This window comes from Microcoleus sp. (assembly GCF_041354475.1).
Classification (GTDB): Bacteria; Cyanobacteriota; Cyanobacteriia; order Cyanobacteriales; family Microcoleaceae; genus Microcoleus.
This window is the reverse complement of record NZ_JBGJZU010000045.1, coordinates 1-18,250: the sequence shown is the minus strand read 5'-3', so window position 1 is coordinate 18,250 and position 18,250 is coordinate 1. Positions and strand designations below refer to the sequence as shown.

Sequence of the window (18,250 nt, the reverse complement as noted above, 5' to 3'; positions counted from 1 at the left end):
GCTTTCCTCTGGGGCTTTCTGCTGCGATCGTCTGGTACTGTAGAGGTTGGGGGGAATGTTTGAAAAATTGGGTAAAAGGGCGATCGGACTTTTTTGTCATCGGCGCTTACAAAAGTTAATCTATGGGAAAATTAATTGTGATTCGATTGGGTGAAGGGAGTTTCAAGATAGGTTTTCCAGTTTTACTGCGAATTGCGGAAGATGGCAAGCCGTATCACAAAGAGCTAAATGCTAGTTTACCTCCCGATCCAGAACTCGACAGATTTTATGAAAACTTAAAAAAGCAGGACTTTAAAGCTAATCTCAAAGACAAATATAATCCTTTAAATGCCAAAAAACTTCTTAATGATTGGCTTTCATCTTCGCAATTTCTCGAAAAATGGCACGAATTAAAAACAGATTGCACATCTCAGGATATTATTCGAGTTATTCTCCAAACTTCCGACAGCGATTTGGCAAAGCTTCCCTGGCATCTCTGGAATTTATTTGAAAATTATCCTCTAGCCGAGATGGCTTTTAGCTTGTCAGAATACAAAATTCAGCCTTGTTACTCAACCAGAACAGAAGTCAGAATTCTAGCAATTCTGGGAAATAGTCAAGGAATTGACACTACCGTAGATGAACGAGAATTCAAGCAATTATCGCTTGAACCCTGTTTTTTGCCTGAAAAAGACCAGGAAACTATTTTTAGGGAATTGAGGGATGAAAAATCCTGGGACATTTTATTTTTTGCAGGTCATAGCAAAACAACAGACGGAGAAGGTATTCTTTCTATTAATCAAACAGATACAGTCAAAATTGAAGATTTAGAAAATGCTGTAAAACAAGCCGTTCGCAAAGGGTTGAGACTAGCTATTTTTAACTCTTGCGATGGTTTGGGTTTAGCAAAAACTCTAGCTAGTTGGAACGTTCCCCAAGTTATTGTCATGCGGACACCAATACCCGATGAAGTCGCACACAAATTCTTGAAATTTTTTCTAGAAGCTTTTGTAAAAAATGAAAAAACTTTATACTTAGCCTTGCGACAGGCTAGAGAAAATCTCCAAGGATTAGAGGGACAATATCCTCTAGCCAGTTGGTTGCCAGTCATGTACGATCAATGTTTTGCTGTTGAAGCTTCGCCAACTTGGAAACAATTGCGGAACACTACCGCAGAAAAAACAAAAACCCTAACCAATTCACCTCCACCTCAACAATCTTATGATAAACTTCACCAAGCTTTACAGCGGTTAAATTATCATCATCAAGTTAAATTTTTCCGAACATTTGTTGAACAGCATCCCATCGGTGCTTATTTGATTCACGGCGAAGAAGACAGCGGTCAAAAATGGCTGTTAAATCGGCTGATGAAGCAGGTTCCTAATTGGACAAATGCCAAAGTAATTTCAGTCACAATCAATAGAAGATCTCGCGCTACTTATACGAAAGCTTTGTGGCAAGAACTAGGCGGTCGTGTCGGTTTAATTAATCAACCTTCACAGACACAAATTATAGATAAAGTTGCTCAATTATGTCAAAATAGAACTGTGGTTTTAATCTTCGATAGACTCGATGAAATGCCAGAGGAATGTATGAGTCAATTTCTCGGACAATTTTGGTTGCCTCTGGTAAAAAGCGTGTCCGGCATAATTCAATCCCCGTCTCGCTTACTAATGTTTTTAATTGACCATAGCGGTTGTGTTGAAGAATCGGATTGTGTCGATTTTGCTGAAACACTCTCCCCCACTTGGGAACCGCACATCCCCGTTAAGCTACCTAAAATTACTCTACTGTGCGAACAAGATTTGACATTTTGGATTGAAAATGCTCTTGATGACTTACCCCTTAAATTGACTGCTAAAGTTGAGGAGTCAGTGCGATATATTCTGGAAAACAACGATGGCGGTTTGCCTCAAGCAGCTATCTACAGGATTTGTGAATTGTGCGATTGTAATTGGTATGATTGGGAGAAAGTATGGCTGAAATACTGAACAGAGAAGGCTTAAAATACACAGGTAAAGTACAGCCTCAACTAGGAGAAATCGATGAAAACGGTCAAATATTTTATCCTTATCTTCCTGACGAAGATTTAGTTGAAGCTGTTAACTTAGCAATTCAATTAGAACGTCCCCTGCTGATTAAAGGAGAACCTGGTTGTGGCAAAACTAAGTTAGCCCGTGCTGTTGCCTATGAGTTGGGACTGCCTTATGAAACTTGGAATATTAAGTCTACAAGCAGGGCAAAAGATGGACTTTACACCTACGATGCTGTGGGGCGTTTGCGGGATGCTCAATTAGCGGCGGCCGGTCGCCTCAGCGAAGATAAAATTCAGGTAATTGATAAATCTGAAACTTATATTAAATGGGGGCCGTTAGGGCGAGCTTTTCTGAAGGAACAAACGACGGTGGTGCTGATTGATGAAATAGATAAGGCTGATATTGACTTTCCTAATGATTTGCTCTTGGAACTTGACGAACAGCGGTTTGCCATCGAAGAGACGGGAGATAAAATTCAAGCTAAGGCAACACCGATTGTGTTTATTACTAGCAATGATGAGAAAGATTTGCCAGATGCTTTTTTGCGCAGGTGCTTGTTTCATTATCTTGAATTTCCCAAGCGCCAGCAGTTAATTGAGATTATCAATGCTCACTTTGTGGCATCTCCTGAAGCGCTAGTAAATGCAATTATTGACAGGTTTTTGCAGTTGCGTGAGGAGATGCGGAAAGATAAGGGAGAATCTGGGAAAAAAGTGAGTACCAGTGAATTAATGGATTGGTTTCGGATACTGCGCCACTATCCTGAAGATAAGGTTCTGGATGAATTGGGTAAAAAACTTTTGTATCCGGGCGTGCTGTTGAAAAGCTGGGATGATTACAATCGCTATGCTAAGCAAAGGCCGGCTGGGGGTGAATTGTGATTAAACATCTGAGTTTTGATTTAGCAATTACCGTTGATGAAGCACTGGCAATTGTAAAGTCTGTAATGGATGGGGAGCGTTTTACTGAAGTTCAAGAAATTGTCTTTCGCCTGTCTTGGGAAGGAAAATCCTATCAAGAAATAGCCCAAATCAGCGATTGTTCATCGGGTCATATCAAGGACGTTGGATCTCAACTCTGGAATCAACTTTCAACATCATTTGGCGAAAAGGTTGGAAAACATAATCTTCAGTCAGTCATCAAGCGATACTTAAGGAGTAGGCAGGATGACTGCCCGCCGGTTGCTTTTATGGAGAAGTATATTGTGGATGAACTGCCCCTGATTGAGCTTTTTAGTCAACTGCGGGAGGCTGGGTTTCCCCTTGGGATCGGTGAATATAAGCTGTTACTGGAAGCTTTACAAAAGGGGTTTGGAACAAGCGATCGCACTTCTTTATACCGCCTGTGCAAAACTTTATGGGTAAAATCTGCTGAGGATAAGCGCCTATTTGACTATCACTTTGAACTAATTGTCAAAGAAAGTCAGGAAGCTATACCAGCAATCCCAGAAAAAACAGCAAAATCTGCACCGGAAACAGAGGATTCTGGTATAATTGAAACAGCACCACAACTAACTGAGCAAACAAGCGAAGGAATTCTATCTGCCCCGCATCCAGAATTGATAGAGGCAATAGAAGATGAGGTGCAAGCTGCAAAAGCAGTGATGCAAGCTACTAATAAATATGAGGCAATTTCCGATCGCCAGTTTATCCTGACATCCGAATATTTCCCAGTGACGCGGCGGCAGATGAAGCAAAGTTGGCGTTACTTGCGCCGTCCCGTGCGGGAAGGGCCGCCCGTAGAATTGGATGTGGAAGCCACAGTTAACCAGATTGGGCGACAGGGCATTTTGTTAAGTCCGGTGTTGGTGCCGCGCCGTATAAATCGATCGCAATTACTGTTATTAATCGATCGCGACGGTTCGATGGTGCCCTTCCACGATTTGTCCCAGCGGTTGGCAGAAACGGCGGTGCGAGGCGGGCGTTTGGGGAATGCTGGCATTTATTATTTTCAGAATTGTCCGGTGGATTATCTATACCATGACCCCTATCAGTTGGAAGCCGAGAAAATCGATCGCTTGCTGGCTAACCTGCGGCCTGAGAAGTCTGCTATGTTAATTTTTAGCGATGCTGGGGCGGCTCGCGGGGGTTACAGTGAGGAAAGAGTGGAGTTGACGGCGGCGTTTCTCCAGCAGATTAAGGCAAAGGTGCGGTATGTAGCTTGGCTAAATCCGATGCCGGAGTCGCGCTGGGAGGGGACGACTGCGGGTAAGGTGGCGCGTTTAGTGCCGATGTTTGAGATGGCGCGGCGGGGATTGCAAGATGCGATCGGCTTGTTGCGGGGAAAAAGTCAGAGTTCGGTTTTTCTTGGGACTGAATAAAGGGAGATGAAATGAAACCTGAAGTAGGCCGCAGACGAATTGAAGCTTTCGAGAGGCGTTTTGGAAAAACGCACTTAATTTTTGCGTGTCATGCGGCGTTTCCCTTGGCTTTGACACCGGATTTATTATACAAGTTGTGGGCAAATTTCCAGCGGGATATTCACGGATTTGTGTTGGGAATTCCTTGGGTAGCTGTGGCAGATTTGCTGCTTTCGAGTTTGTGCGATGAGGTAGGGCGAGAACTCTATGAGATGGATAAAGCAGTGCGAAATTCGCTGTTGAATCGGTTGAAAGAGGATGAGAATTTTGGGCAGCCGCGGATTAATGAGTTGTCTGATTTTCTGTTAGTTTACGTGCGGCAGCAACTTCAGAGTAATGACCAAGAGGTGCGAGATTTTGCTCAGGCTCAGCGGTGGACAGCTTTGGCCTATACCAGACCGAGTGAGGCGGCGCGTGAATTGGCATTAGCATTAAAGAATGCTTATCAGCAGGATAGGGCAGAGCAAGTACGACTGGCATCTTTGGTAGAAACTTTTGCCGAACCTCTAGCTGAATTTGAGCCGCTATTAGTTTATGCCCGTGAGATAGGGAAGTTTGCACCGAGTGCTTCAGTCGGCGCTGTTACTGAAGTTAGCAAGGCATCGCCAGAAAACAGCCAACCAAAGTACGATCGGGAAGTATTAACCATCAACCCATCTTCTCAAACAGAGCCTACAGAAAACAATGTTGTAGGAATAAAAACTGTTATCCTGACCATAGGAGAGGGAGATTTTGAAAGCGGCTTTCCAGTCGTCGTCAAGATTTTCAAAGCTAACGATCTGTTTCCTGTTCAACAATTAATTGGAAACTTACCTCCGGCTCCAGATGTTTACTCATCCTATTGTGATTTGGACTCATATTACCTAAATTATCCTTTTGGTTGCCATAGAATGGCACTAATAAAACTATCAAAGATTCCCCCTGAGTTCTCTTTTTATGACCTAATTAAAAAATTACAAAATAGCATCAACAACTGGCTCAAATCTGAATCATTGCTTCATTTTGTTGATTCTCTACGCAGGAACCTATTACCAACTGATGAAGTACGAGTGTTGATTGAAACTGAGAACCAGGTATTATGGCGATTACCTTGGCATCTTTGGGATTTCCTTGAAGATTATCCCAAGGCTGAAATCGCTTTCAGTTTGCCTCGATATTCTCGATATACAAAAATCAAAAAATCAACGTCTAGAAAAAATAAGAAAGTCAGAATTTTAGCTTGTTTAGGTGAATCTACAGGAATAAATCTGGATGTAGATAGAAGCTTACTCGAACAATTACCTAGTGCAGAGACAGTATTTTTAGTAAATCCAAGTCGCGCTCAACTTTTTGAGACACTTTGGAATGCAGAAGGTTGGGATATTTTCTATTTTGCAGGTTCTAGTGCTAGTGATAGTGATGGTAGTAATGGTCAAATTTCTTTGAATCCAACAGATACTTTAATGGCAAATGAATTAAAAAATGCACTGGAAAAAGCTATGGGACGCGGTTTAAAATTAGCTATTTTCAATTCCTGTGATGGGTTAGGAATAGCCAATCAATTAGCTAATTTCGGAAGTCTCACAACTATCGTCATGCGTTACAGGATACCCAATGAAGTTGCATACACATTCTTGGAACATTTTCTGGAGGCATTTTCAAGCGGTAAATCTTTATACGCTTCAGTACGAGAAACACGAGAAAGATTGCATGGGTTAGAAGATACATCTCCTGGTGCAAGTTGGTTGCCAGTGATTTTTCATAATCCAGCCGAAGCACCTCCGACTTGGGAGCCAGCATCTTATGTCTCTATTTTTGATTGATTTACATCCAATCCAGTAGGATCTGAATTATTCATCTCTCTATTCTCTTCCTCTGTGTTCTCTGTGTTCTCTGCGGTTAAATCATGACCATGCAACAGTTAAAAATATAAGGTGCGTCGCCATCAGTCAATCAGCACATTCGAGTCCATGTCCCCCAGCGACGCACCCTACAAATTAACTACAAATTAACTAACTGCAAATTAGATTGCGGTGGCTTTTTTTAACCACTCCACAGTTGCTGTGTCGCACACCGTTGCCAGCTTCTCCACTACCGCACTATGATAGTTATTTAACCATGCCAGTTGAGTCTGTGAGAGTCGATCGACATTAATCAATTTCCGGTCAAAGGGAATATAAGTCAGCGGTTCAAACCCATACCAAACCGTATCATTATTTGACCCCATTTCTCTGACAACATAGAGATTTTCGATGCGAATTCCGCCCCATCCCGGTTGATAATATCCCGGTTCTATGCTAGTTACCATCCCCGGTTCGAGGGCGTATTGTACCGATTTGCTGATACCGTTTGGCCCTTCGTGAACGGCTAAAAATGCGCCTACTCCATGCCCAGTCCCGTGTCCGTAGTCCAGTTGTTGTTGCCATAATACACCACGGGCGATCGCATCTAATTGCGCACCGGTTGTCCCCTTGGGAAATTGCTGCATTGCACAGTTAATATGTGCCATCAAAACAGTCGTGTAGTGTTCTATTTGTAGCGCCGTTGGTTCTCCGATCGCCACGGTTCTGGTATCATCCGTTGTACCCCCTAAATATTGTGCTCCTGAGTCCAGCAACAGTAGTTCCCCTGGTTGCAGCCTCACTTCTGGACTGGGAGTGCCGTAATGCACGATCGAGCTATTGACTCCCGCACCGGCGATCGTTCTAAAACTTAAAGTCTGGAAGTCTGTTTCCTGCTGATAAAATCTTTCGACGGTTTCTTTGACATCAAACTCTGTCAGTATACTACCATTTTCTAGTTGTTCTGTCAACCACTTAAAAGTCAGAGTTTTAGCTCGACTTGCTTTGAAATTCGCAGATTTCATCTGTTCGATTTCCACAGGATTTTTCCGAGCTTTCATCCCTTCGATGGGATTAGTCTCAAAAACTATTTCCACAGCATCTTTCTGTACTTTTTGCTGGTTTAAGATTAACTGATAGGTCCCTGCTGTAGTATGTTTGGGGTCTAAAAGCACCCTAATTTTTTGGGGCGAATTGACACACTTTTCTAAAGTAGACTGGTATTCTGCGTAGGGTAGTAAAGTTACATCCCCAGGCAATTCTTGCTTAACTTCTGCTGCAACTCGCTGGGGGTTAGTTAACAAAAAAGCTATATTGGCAGTGACAATAGCATAGGATATAAAAATCGGAATGTTAGGAATATCCGAGCCTCGGAGATTGAACAGCCATGCTATTTGATTGAGGTTGGTAATCGGTAGCACATCAATATTTGCTTGCTTCATCGCTTCCCTGACTCTGGTTAATTTTTGTTCCGTGCTTTCTCCAGTCAGGGATACAGGTAAACTAAATAGGGGAGATTCGTCAATGGCGGGTAAGGTTTCTGCTGTTTGTGCTAGATTGTGCGATCGCACTTTGTCTACTAAATTATCCGATATTGCTATCAGTTCAATTCCCGCCTGCGTCAATTTACTCTGCCAATTTTTATAAGACTCCGCCGACAGAGTAAATGGATCGAAACCTAAACGCAATTTAGGTTTAGTCGCTGTCGATTCTGCTGCAAGTTTTTCTAAAGTTTCAATTAAATTTAAATGACCTTCTAAACCCAGTTTACATATTTCCATTAGTCCCGGAGCGATTTGCAATTCTGCTTGTTCATAGTAGCGGGAATCCACAAACAACCAAGCCGAATTCTTCCCCACCAACAAATCGCCGGCGGAACCAGTAAATCCACTAATCCAAGCTCGTCTTTGCTTAGCTGGCGCTACCGATAAATTCAAGTGTTCGTCCACCGCTGAAATGAAATAGCAATCCAAGTTATGTATTGCCATGAACACCCGCAATTCAGCCAGTTTTGAGGCAGTTAATTGCTGAGAATTTGTAGTGGAATTCACATTAGTTGCTACCATTTTTTATGCTCCTAAAATTGTTTTCAAACCTGTAACTAATCTGCTAATCCCTGCGACGCAGGTTTCTGAATCCAGGGCACCGAAGGCGATGCGTAAATAGCAACCATTCTCCATACCAAAAGTTGTGCCTGGAAGCACCGCCACTTTGTATTCGCGAATTAATTGTTCCACTAATTCCATTGTATCGATTTGGGTATCAATTTTCAAGAAAAAGTAGAAAGCTCCCGCAGCCGGCGAAATTGTACAGTAGTTTTGCAGGTGATTTAGTTCCTGTAATACGAGTTGTCGCACGGAGGCGATCGCCCTGACATAATTATCGCAGTATTCTCGCCCCCCTTGCAAGGCTCCCAAGGCGACATACTGGGAAATTACTGGGGGACAAATCAGAATTGTATCTTGAATCTTCCTAACAGAAACTAATAAGTTTTCTGGAATTACCATGTACCCAATTCGCCAACTAGCAAAACCGTAGGCTTTGGAAAGCGTAAATAGGGAAATTGTATGTTCGCTGCTATGGGGGAAAGCAGCCGGTGAAAAGTGTTTAACCCCGTCATAGGTAAAATATTCGTAGGCTTCATCACTGATATGATAAATGTTATGTTGGCGACAAAGCTCGTTCACTTCCCGGAGTGATTCTACACTATAAACTACACCGGTTGGGTTGTTTGGTGAAATCGTGACAATGGCTCGCGTTTTGTCGCTAATCGCTGTTTTGATTGCATCCAGATTCAGTTGATAATTTTCATCAGTGGCTACGATGACGGGACGGCAATTTGCCATGATAATCGCCATTTCATGGTTGAAGTAATAGGGTGATTGAATTATCACTTCATCTCCCGCCACCGTGATAGCAAGAATAGCATTGATAAATCCCATATTGCTACCTGCTGTCACGACAATGGAGTTGTTTCGATTAATTTCGATGCCATTGTCTGCTTTGAGTTTGGTTGCTATGACATCCTGTAGTGCGGGAATTCCTTCCACAGCTTTGTATTTGTGATTGTCGGGATTTGCGAGAAATTCGGGAATTTTTGCAAAGGATTGTGGCGGTGGACTGTAAGAAACTACGCCTTGTCCTAAAGATATGGTTCCGGGATTTTGGCGGATTAGTTCGCCGACAACAGGAATAATTGGCGACTGTACGGATTCCATTCTAGTGGGGGTGCTTTTCATATAATATTTGTTTTTTTGATGTGTTATCCGTCGCCGAACTTTCTTCTTTTTAAAGTTTTTTTACTTCAATTCTAGAGCCTTTAGGGGATTTGTAAACTTTCACCTGTGCTGGTAATCTTTCTCCCAATCCTCGAACATGAGTAATGACTCCAATTAGCCTTTCTTGTTGCCGCAAAGATTCTAAGATCAGGGTGACACTTTCGAGAGTTTCTGCATCTAAAGTGCCAAATCCTTCATCTAGAAACAAGCTACCTAAGTGAGCACCTTGAGACAGCTTTTCCGACAAAGCTAAGGCCATTGATAAGGAAGTAGCAAAGGTTTCGCCACCGGAAAGTGTTCGCACTCGTCTGGCTTCCCCACCATTCCAATTATCTGCTACCCAGTATTCGCCCTCTTGGATTTTTAGTGTGTAACGATTCTCGGTTAATTCTTGTAAAATTAAGGTGGCGCTGCCGACTAATTCTGCTTCTAAATGTTCTAAGATGTAGGATTGAAATTCGTTGGTTTTGAGATTTTGGGCTAAGGTATGATAAGTTTGCTCTTGTTCTGTTAAATTGGTGATTTGCTGCGACAGTCTTTCGGCTTGTTCGAGATTTTTTTCGGCGACTTTAATCCAAACTAATAGTTCGGCACGGTTGTTGTTAGCTTGTTTTAAGTTTTCTTGGGCGACATATTTTGCCGATCGCATCTGTGCTAGGATATTTTCATTAGTAGTCTTGCCTGCAATCAGCTCGTTCAAGTCTTTTTCCCTGGTCTCTAACTGGATTTTGGATTCCCGATAGTCCCGAATGGCACTTTCCCAGGTAGATTGTTTTTTAGGTGGGACAACTGCTGCTACAAAAGTATCTTCTGTAAAATTAGCTTCGGTTAATTTTTTTTGCCAATCTCCGTTAATTTCCTGTTTTTGGGTAATAGCTGCTTCCAGCATCGTGGTGGCTTGTTTATGTATTTCTATGGCTTGAATTGTATTAGCATAGGCTTTTTGATAATCCTTTTCTGCCGAGTTGAGCAAGGTTTCTAAGTTTTGTTTGTCTTGTTCTAGAGATTTTGCTAAATTATAGTAAGGTCGATCTTCCGTAATTAGATAAAGCGCATTGGCGCAATTTCGTAACTGCTGCTGTCGGAGGTCGGCTTCGGCGATCGCATTTTGATAGTCTTCTTGTTTCGCTGCTGTTGTCGATTCTAAAAAAGTCAATAATTGTTGATTTTTTTCATATTCAATTGATGCTTGTTGAAACTGTTGTTCAGTTTCTCGATATTGGCGATCGCTCTCTTTTAAACTTAATAACTCCTGCTGTAATTTAGCAGCTTCCCAGTCAGAAGCATCCATTATCTCATTAATTTTTTCCTGTATTTTTGTCACTATCTTCAGATTTTCTTTTAATGCCTGAGCAATTTCAGCCTCCTTTTTTTCACTGGCTAAAAGAGAGCTTTTAGCTTCACTTGTCGCTAGTTGAATCACCTTAACAACCTGATTGGCTGTAGCTATTTTTTCACGGAAAGGAGCGAGATCGACAATCTTTGACTTGGCTAAATAGGGCAGGCGATCGCTCTCAGGATGTAACCCCCCACATACCGGACACATATCCCCGGCATTCAAGGACATTCTGACAGCAGCCACACGCTCTAAACCCGCAGCTTCCGCATTAGCTGCTTCCGCTGCTTCTAACTCCTCAACGCACTTTTTGAGCTTAGCTTCTGCTACTGCTAATTTCTCAGAAATCAGACTATAATTCTCTTGGAGATTTTGCCGTTCTGTGACATTTTTATTTAACTGTTGCTGTTGATTTTTCGCCTGTTTTTGTAATAACTGAAATTCGATCAATAAAGGTGATGCTTGCTGCAACTTTTCCAAATATTGTCCCCCCGCCGAAAACTGTTGCATCAGTGCGACTGTTTGAGTAAGCAAGAAGCCAGAAGTTTGCATTTTATGATTAGCAGCTTCCAGCTCTTTTTCTGTTACTTTTAAATTCCGCAATTTTTCCTGTACCTTTTTTTGAACAATCGCCACTTCTTTTTCTAATTGACAGCGTTGTTCTTCATATACTTTGGCAGTAGCCAGAGCATCTTCACGCGCTTTAATGTTAACTGCCACAGCCTTTTTCGTAGCTTGTGCAGCCTCCAGTTGCTGCTGCTGTGCTGCTAATTGCGAGCGAGATTTGATTAGTTGTTCTTGCGTCACCTTAGCATTATTTTCCGCGGTGACATATTGTCCGCGAGCTTGTTGAACCAAAGCCCAATCTGCCTGTAAATTATTGGCAGATTTCGACCTTTCTAGGCGCTGCGTCAGCACTATTATCCCTTGAGAATTAGCTGTTAATTGAGTTAATTGCTGTTGCAAACTCTCCAGTTTTCTGATTTGTAAAAATAGTTGTTCTTCTTCCTCTAGAGCCTTTTGTAATTTAATATACTCCTGTTCCAATTCTGGCAATTGCCGCTCTAAGCTTGTCAGTTGCGATCGCCTTTGGGCTAATTCCTCGGCGATGGGGGCACTCAACTCAACTAACTGACGTTCCACCATTTCCCGCTCTTGTTTCAACAACTTCGCCAGTTCAGTTGCTTCCTTCCGCATCTGCTCAAAAATCTCAAATCCCGCTAACTGTCGCAAAATTTCCCGACGTTTGGATTTATCACCCTTAATAAATTCATCAAACTTACCTTGAGGTAGGATAATCGCTCGTGTAAAAGTATCAAAATCCATTCCCAAAATCTGTTCAATAATTTTTTGAACAGCAATAATACTGGTTTCTAAAGTTTCCCATTCGCCCTGTTGCCAACTTTCCAAAATCACCTTGGTTTCAGGAGATTTAGGACGGTAGCGCCACTTCCGCGTCACCCGATACTGGGAGGAACCCACGACAAAACGCAACTGAACTTTTAAATTTTCACTCCCTTGACTTACTAAATCACTTACTTGTTTTCCGCTACGAGTTGTCGTACCAAAAAGAGCGTAAGTCATCGCATCTAGCAAGGAAGATTTACCGGCACCGGTAGGACCAGTAATTGCAAATAAATCCAGTTCGGAGAAATCCAAGCGCTGTTCGTTGCGGAAACTGGTAAATCCTTCGATTGAAAGTTCAAGTGGACGCATACTAATTTTAGATTTGGGATTTGGGACTTTTACTCGTTTACTTGTTATCAGGCTATTCCTGGTAACGCAGTTACACAATTATTTAAGTATTAACTTTTTCCTTAAATTTTTTGTACAAATTATCAAATTCTTTCAAGACTACTGGTTGCGGTGTGGTTCCCAATCGATGTTGATAGTAATTGCAGAATTCGGCTGCGGGATCGAAATTATTGGGATCGATGTGAGAGATGTCTGTCGATTCTAGGGATGATTCTGGGTAGTGCGGTTCAATTAACAGCGCTTGAGAACAGATTTGGCGCACTCGATCGGCAAGTCCGATTTGTGGACTTTCTATTTCAACAATTACTTTCAAAAAACCGGGATGATAGCGATGAGCTTCTAGAGTTTGATCTAGATTGTCATAATGACATTGAAGCACTTTTAAGGGCTTATGGCAAGTCACAGGTTTAAATTCCACTTTTGGCTGACTTCCCGGCTCAAGTTCAATCAAACAAAATCCTTTTTCTTGTCCGGCTTCTCCAAAGTCTAACTGAATCAAAGAACCGGAATAATAAGCAGGAGAATTCTGGGCTAGGCGCTGGTGGATGTGAATGTGTCCGAGGGCGATATATTGAGCTTCCACAGGCAGAGTTTGGGGTGAAAGCAGGTATTTTTCTCGCGTGTAATAAGCGACTTCAGATTTAGCTAATCTAGCGCCATCAATACTCATGTGTCCCAGCAGCATATTCACAGTATTGTCTCGAAAATCCTGAGTTAAGTTTTGTAATAAATCAGCTACCATTTCTCGGTAATTTTTGCGGAACTCGCCATCGTCAGATTCCCAGAAGGCATTAGCATCTAATAGCTTTTGTTCCGAAGCAAAAGGCATGGCTCCCACGCAAAGTTTGCCACTTTTTGTGTTAAGATGAATTGTGCCACCATCAGCCGATCGCCTGGGTTTACCCAAAGCACGAACTCCCGCGAGGGAAAGCAATTGGGCAATGCTGTCCATCCGGGATGCCGAGTCATGATTCCCGGCGATCGCAATGGCGGGAATTCCCGCCGCTTGCAATTCACAGAAAAAATGATAAGCAATGCGTTCGGCATAAGCAGTGGGATTAGGTACATCGAAAATGTCCCCGGCGATGAGCACAGCATCCACATCCCAGGTTTTGGCCGCCTGCAAAATTTCTTCCAGGGCGATCGCAATTTCGGGAGTGCGGTCAATTCCTCGAAAACGTCGTCCTAAGTGCCAATCAGCAGTATGAATTATGCGCATAGTACCAAGAGTATTTTGTCTATTTTAATACTTTGGGCGATCGTAAATCATTCATGAGGATTTGTAGGGGTAGTGCCCCATTGGTGTCAACTTAAGCAGATCATCTGCGAGTCCGCGAGTCCTAAGCGGGGTTGAAACCCACGGGGCTAATAGCGAAAGTCCTCTCAAAGAGGACTGAAGAGAAGAATCTCAACTCATTAGTCCTCTTTTAGAGGACTGTCTTCTTTGAGACAGGGGTTTAAACCCCTGTCGGACTATCGGTTTGACGTTAAGTTGACACCAATGGTAGTGCCCCTGTGCCTACCCCAGCATAAGCGGGGCCACCACGGGGCCTGTGAGCCCCTACAACTTATCTTCAATAGACTTGACATCATGGAAACGAGTATAATCAACTACCCGTTTTCCCTCTGGAGTCCTGGAGATAATATCTACAAACTTCATATTCCAGAGAATTTCCGAAGCTACAAAAGAATGGCGAGTATGAATAGTTTGCGACACTGTTTCATCAATACCCGTTAGCGTAATTACAATTTCAGCTTGCTGCTCGCTCAAGTCCTTAGCACTAAGTTTGTAAAGAGGACTATTCTCATCAATTATGTGCATCACCGTCCAAGTTAATGCAAAAATTGGAGATTGACTACGCACCAAAGTCAAATCGTAAAAACGCCGCATATAATCCCCATCCGATGTTACTTCATCGCGAATCAAAGTAGCTCGTTGCTGTGCTTCTAAAATTTGATTGAAGCGCTGATTTGCAGTACGATACATGAGAGTCTGAACACCGTTGAAAGGAGCAATAACAGCGATGCGACTGAATATAACTCTAGCTGTCGGCTTAGAAAATCTCGAAAAAGCAAGTCCCGTCACCATCGCCACTCCCCACAAAGCAAAAAATGCTTGGATCGCAACTATGGTATTAGCATAATCATTGCGCGGATACATGGAACCATAGCCGATGGTAGCCATTGTTTGCACGCTGAAATAAAAGGCATCTTGGAAAGAACCAGGTCTAGCATTGGCGATGCAATTTCCTCCTGCTAAATAAGCTAAGGCAAATAAGGAATTTGTAAGGACATAAAGCAGACTAATTAAAATAAAAAATCTCGGCCAAGAAAGAGTTAGCAGCCCGTGGTAAAGGTCGGCAAAATGCAGGCGAGGTAAGCCTAGCCTCACCACATTCAGGGTGAATTGTCCTTTTCTGCTGACTAAACGGTGGGGCTGTCGATCGCGATTAGTTTTCATAAAGATTTGTAAATGCGGCTGTGTCAATTTGTAACTATTGCTAGGTAGCAGAAAACAGATCCTTTAGACTGATGTTTGATTATAAAAAGTAGGATAACAAGGAAGTTGGAAAATGGTTGAGCTTAGCCTGCACGACTATCTGGTCATGGTTTCTTTTGTCGCTTCTATTGCCGGTCTAGTCCTGCTGGGCGATCGCCACTCTGGGCCCACGGACGATCGCACATTAAATGAAGAAATGCTGATGAAGATGAGTTTTCTGTACTGGTTGCTTGCCACCCTAAAGCTGACGACGGTTCTTTCTTACTTGTTGACTGTTTCCAGCATCCTCAGTCTGCCGCTACAACGAATGGCTGTTCGACAAGTCAAAGAGTGAACTATCTATATTCAAATTTGATGCGAGGCGCGGGCTAGGGCGTGTTTTCAAACCCAAAGATCCCCCCCAGCCCCCCTTAAAAAAGGGGGGGAAAGAGTCTTTAAGTCCCCCTTTTTAAGGGGGATTTAGGGGGATCTAAATCTTAAGGAGTAGTTTGAAAACACGCCCTAGGAGTGCCAACGGGAGCATCCCGATTTTGTACGATGCTCTAGCATGACCGCAGACAATTTATTAGTGATAACCAGAGATTTACAGCGGTCATGCTTCGCCCCTACGAATATATTTGCAAAACACAGATGCACCCGTGCCAACCCTACAAGATTTTGGGAGGGCTTCTAGCCCACCTCACAAAAATTTCAAATTGTTTGTAAGTTTTTAATTCCCGTAGGCAGGTTGACATAACGAGCCCAAAATGGCTCTAGTTTATCTTTGCGAGATAGCAATCGCCCGACATTTTCTTCCTTGCCGTTTGCTTCGGAAATCTCCGAAAATATCTTGATACTCCCAGAAATCAAACCCTGAGCATCTCGCATCGGTGCAGTCCACAGACACATATCAATGGATGAGCCGTCTTTCCGCCGTCGCCGACATTCCCTAGCAACTTGAGTTTCCCCCGCCAATTCCGAGTCAAACATGGCATAAAAATCTACGTTTTGAGCGCTAGCAACAATGGGCAACAGCTCCCCCAAAACCTCAGACTCTTTCCAGCCGAAAACTCGCTCCGCTGCCGGATTCCACACCTTCACCAAGGCATTAGTATCAATCGCGACAACGGGCAGGGGCAAAGCTTTCATTAAACCTTGTAAAACTTGATTGGTTTCGCACAATTTAGCCTGTGTTAACTTATGTTTGGTGATGTCCTGACAAGCACCATAAATGCCCACAACACGCTTTTCTACTTCATCCCACATCACTTGCCGACAATCCCAAATCCACCGGATTTCACCAGATTTCGTGATAATTCGATACTCGCTAACTTCCTTGCCACTCGATGCACGAAACTGCATTTGTTCCAATAACATTTCTACATCGTCGGGATGAATGCAGTGGAATTGTAAACCGCCGGAAGTTCTGATTTCTTCTTTAGTATAACCCGTAATATTAGTCACCGCTTCCGTCATCCATTCGCAGATCCAAGTACCATCTGGCAATACTTTAAAAGCATAGGCAAACTCGGAGGTAATTTGCGATATAATACGGTAGCGGGATTCTGATGCTCGCAGGGCTACTTCGGCTTTTTTGCGATCGCTTATATCTTGAAAAAACACCGATACACCTTCGTCAGACGGATAACTCTCGATTTCAAACCAAGCATTTAGTGGCGGATAATAGGTTTCAAATTGAAGATTAACATGGTCAGATACTGAAATGTACAACTGCTGTAAAATTTTCCTGTCTGCTGTGTCGGTCAACTCCTCCCAAATGTTTTTACCTATAAGTTGTTCGCGGTTTTTTTGCCAGCACTGCTTTGCTTTTTGGTTGACGTAGGTAAACTGCCAATTGCTGTTGAGAGTGAAAAAACCATCGGTAATCTTTTCTAAGATATTAACGATTTGCTTTTGCGATTTTTCCAGGGCTGTGGCGGAGAGCTTGCGCTCTGTGATATCGCGGGAATTGATGACTATGCCGTTGATACTGGAATCGTGAAGTAAATTGTTACCAATCACTTCTAAATACACCCAAGAACCGTTAGCGTGGCGTTTCCGATATTCTACAGGCGGTGCAATCCCTGGCTGTTTGAGTAATTGGGCAAAATAGGCTTGCCAAATAGGTACATCGTCTGGGTGAAGCAAATCCTCTGGCGATTCGCCAATTCTTTGTTCTGGTTTGTAGCCTAAAATCCGCTCTAATGCGATGGAACTTTGTTCTCGAATCCGTCCGTCTGCTTCTATAATTGTGATTAAGTCGGAAGAATTTCGCAGGAGAGTTTGTAGTCTAGCTTCTCCTTTGGTGAGTGCCTGAGTTACCCTTTGGTAAAGCATTTGGCTTCTTTCTAACTGCTGCTCTAAATTTCTGATGCTAGCAGCTTGCTGGGTAACTTTTATTTCTAAATTACTATTAATTCTTTCTAACTTTGCTTCGGCTTGTTTCAACAACACAAGCGACTCAAACTCCGCAGCCAATTCTTGTAAAGATGCGGATAATTGCTGGAAATTGCTGGCTAAAACCTGTTGTTGCTCTAGAGGTAGTTGCGCGATCTTTCCCTGCAAGTGTTGCAACTGTTTAAAGACATTTTGCATCATTGTAGTTGTAGAAATTTATGAGAATTATTTTTTGATTATAGGGACTATCATAGCAACTAATTTGAGTCAAGTGGCAATAGAAACAAATCTTGAAAATCAGCCCTAGAGATGCAATTACGATACTAATCTGTCCGGGATGATACAGATTGACAATCGGTTCGATCGCTCACAAAAATTTTTTGCTCCGTTAGATTACGGAGAATAGTGGTGATTGTTCAAGCTTGAATTCCACCTGAATCACAAAATCGTAACAGGACTTACGTAGAATGCCCAGGGATCGGGATAATGACGGGGTATCGCCCCGCACCAAAGGCCATGCTATATAGCAATCCTTGCAGGAGTCACAAATTTTTAACCCCACCCCAACCCTCCCCTTACTAAGGGGAGGGAGTAAGAAGTTGAAATACTCCCCGGCGTAAACGCACGGGGATTCTTTACGCTTCATCGACTGACGCTACCTTCATAGTCTTACTCTGTCTCTGTGTACATTTAGAGTCGTGGCGATTCCCCATGGTTGAGTCGAGGGGGGATATTATTCCCCGCCCCTCTCAGTTAGATCCGGACGTGCTGGTTTCCCCGCATCCGGCTCCCGATGTTCTTGGCTTTCGCC

General features: G+C 42.9%; 11 protein-coding genes. 5 read left to right on the top strand and 6 right to left on the bottom strand.

All coding sequences use genetic code 11. The features are described from left to right. Window positions 1-122: 122 nt before the first annotated feature. From ACBR23_RS17185 to ACBR23_RS17170, 4 genes are read left to right on the top strand one after another with little or no spacing between them, the layout of a single operon-like run. On the top strand, window positions 123-1,970 hold the full coding sequence (locus ACBR23_RS17185) for a CHAT domain-containing protein (RefSeq protein WP_371115191.1): 1,848 nt from the start codon (window positions 123-125) through the stop codon (window positions 1,968-1,970). Next, on the top strand, window positions 1,955-2,896 hold the full coding sequence (locus tag ACBR23_RS17180) for an AAA family ATPase (protein WP_371115192.1): 942 nt from the start codon (window positions 1,955-1,957) through the stop codon (window positions 2,894-2,896). Before ACBR23_RS17185 ends, ACBR23_RS17180 begins: the two co-directional genes overlap by 16 nt. Next, a complete protein-coding gene (locus ACBR23_RS17175) occupies window positions 2,893-4,335 on the top strand; it encodes a CoxE (RefSeq protein ID WP_371115193.1) in 1,443 nt (480 codons plus the stop codon). The genes ACBR23_RS17180 and ACBR23_RS17175 overlap by 4 nt, the downstream gene beginning before the upstream one ends. A gap of 11 nt (window positions 4,336-4,346) precedes the next feature. Next, window positions 4,347-6,176 carry a CHAT domain-containing protein gene (locus tag ACBR23_RS17170; RefSeq protein WP_371115194.1) on the top strand — a complete coding sequence of 610 codons (1,830 nt, stop codon included), beginning with the start codon at window positions 4,347-4,349 and terminating at the stop codon, window positions 6,174-6,176. A 200-nt stretch (window positions 6,177-6,376) separates the two neighbouring features. On the opposite strand, the gene ACBR23_RS17165 is transcribed toward ACBR23_RS17170, so the two are convergent. The 5 genes from ACBR23_RS17165 to ACBR23_RS17145 form a co-directional block, all read right to left on the bottom strand. Continuing rightward, entirely contained in the window at window positions 6,377-8,260 is a 1,884-nt protein-coding gene (locus ACBR23_RS17165) for an aminopeptidase P family protein (RefSeq protein WP_371115195.1), read from the bottom strand. 3 nt (window positions 8,261-8,263) lie between these two features. Further along, on the bottom strand, window positions 8,264-9,433 hold the full coding sequence (locus ACBR23_RS17160) for a pyridoxal phosphate-dependent aminotransferase (RefSeq protein WP_371115196.1): 1,170 nt from the start codon (window positions 9,431-9,433) through the stop codon (window positions 8,264-8,266). A gap of 49 nt (window positions 9,434-9,482) precedes the next feature. After that, complete coding sequence (locus ACBR23_RS17155; protein WP_371115197.1) at window positions 9,483-12,524, bottom strand: AAA family ATPase; 3,042 nt, start codon at window positions 12,522-12,524, stop codon at window positions 9,483-9,485. 82 nt (window positions 12,525-12,606) lie between these two features. After that, window positions 12,607-13,782, bottom strand: coding sequence for an exonuclease SbcCD subunit D (locus ACBR23_RS17150; RefSeq protein ID WP_371115198.1), 1,176 nt, complete (start codon window positions 13,780-13,782; stop codon window positions 12,607-12,609). Window positions 13,783-14,124: 342 nt separating this feature from the next. Next, complete coding sequence (locus tag ACBR23_RS17145) at window positions 14,125-15,024, bottom strand: ion channel (protein WP_341735316.1); 900 nt, start codon at window positions 15,022-15,024, stop codon at window positions 14,125-14,127. 112 nt (window positions 15,025-15,136) lie between these two features. Between ACBR23_RS17145 and ACBR23_RS17140 the strand changes: the two genes are divergently transcribed. Continuing rightward, complete coding sequence (locus tag ACBR23_RS17140) at window positions 15,137-15,397, top strand: hypothetical protein (RefSeq protein ID WP_371115199.1); 261 nt, start codon at window positions 15,137-15,139, stop codon at window positions 15,395-15,397. 356 nt (window positions 15,398-15,753) lie between these two features. On the opposite strand, the gene ACBR23_RS17135 is transcribed toward ACBR23_RS17140, so the two are convergent. Then, complete coding sequence (locus ACBR23_RS17135) at window positions 15,754-17,640, bottom strand: PAS domain S-box protein (protein WP_371115200.1); 1,887 nt, start codon at window positions 17,638-17,640, stop codon at window positions 15,754-15,756. Window positions 17,641-18,250 lie beyond the last annotated feature (610 nt).

Coding starts and splice junctions, on each gene's coding strand:
- ACBR23_RS17185 (WP_371115191.1), top strand. CDS start 123: ATGGGAAAATTAATTGTGATTCGATTGGGTGAAGGGAGTTTCAAGATA.
- ACBR23_RS17180 (WP_371115192.1), top strand. CDS start 1,955: ATGGCTGAAATACTGAACAGAGAAGGCTTAAAATACACAGGTAAAGTA.
- ACBR23_RS17170 (WP_371115194.1), top strand. CDS start 4,347: ATGAAACCTGAAGTAGGCCGCAGACGAATTGAAGCTTTCGAGAGGCGT.
- ACBR23_RS17165 (WP_371115195.1), bottom strand. CDS start 8,260: ATGGTAGCAACTAATGTGAATTCCACTACAAATTCTCAGCAATTAACT.
- ACBR23_RS17160 (WP_371115196.1), bottom strand. CDS start 9,433: ATGAAAAGCACCCCCACTAGAATGGAATCCGTACAGTCGCCAATTATT.
- ACBR23_RS17155 (WP_371115197.1), bottom strand. CDS start 12,524: ATGCGTCCACTTGAACTTTCAATCGAAGGATTTACCAGTTTCCGCAAC.
- ACBR23_RS17150 (WP_371115198.1), bottom strand. CDS start 13,782: ATGCGCATAATTCATACTGCTGATTGGCACTTAGGACGACGTTTTCGA.
- ACBR23_RS17145 (WP_341735316.1), bottom strand. CDS start 15,024: ATGAAAACTAATCGCGATCGACAGCCCCACCGTTTAGTCAGCAGAAAA.
- ACBR23_RS17140 (WP_371115199.1), top strand. CDS start 15,137: ATGGTTGAGCTTAGCCTGCACGACTATCTGGTCATGGTTTCTTTTGTC.
- ACBR23_RS17135 (WP_371115200.1), bottom strand. CDS start 17,640: ATGATGCAAAATGTCTTTAAACAGTTGCAACACTTGCAGGGAAAGATC.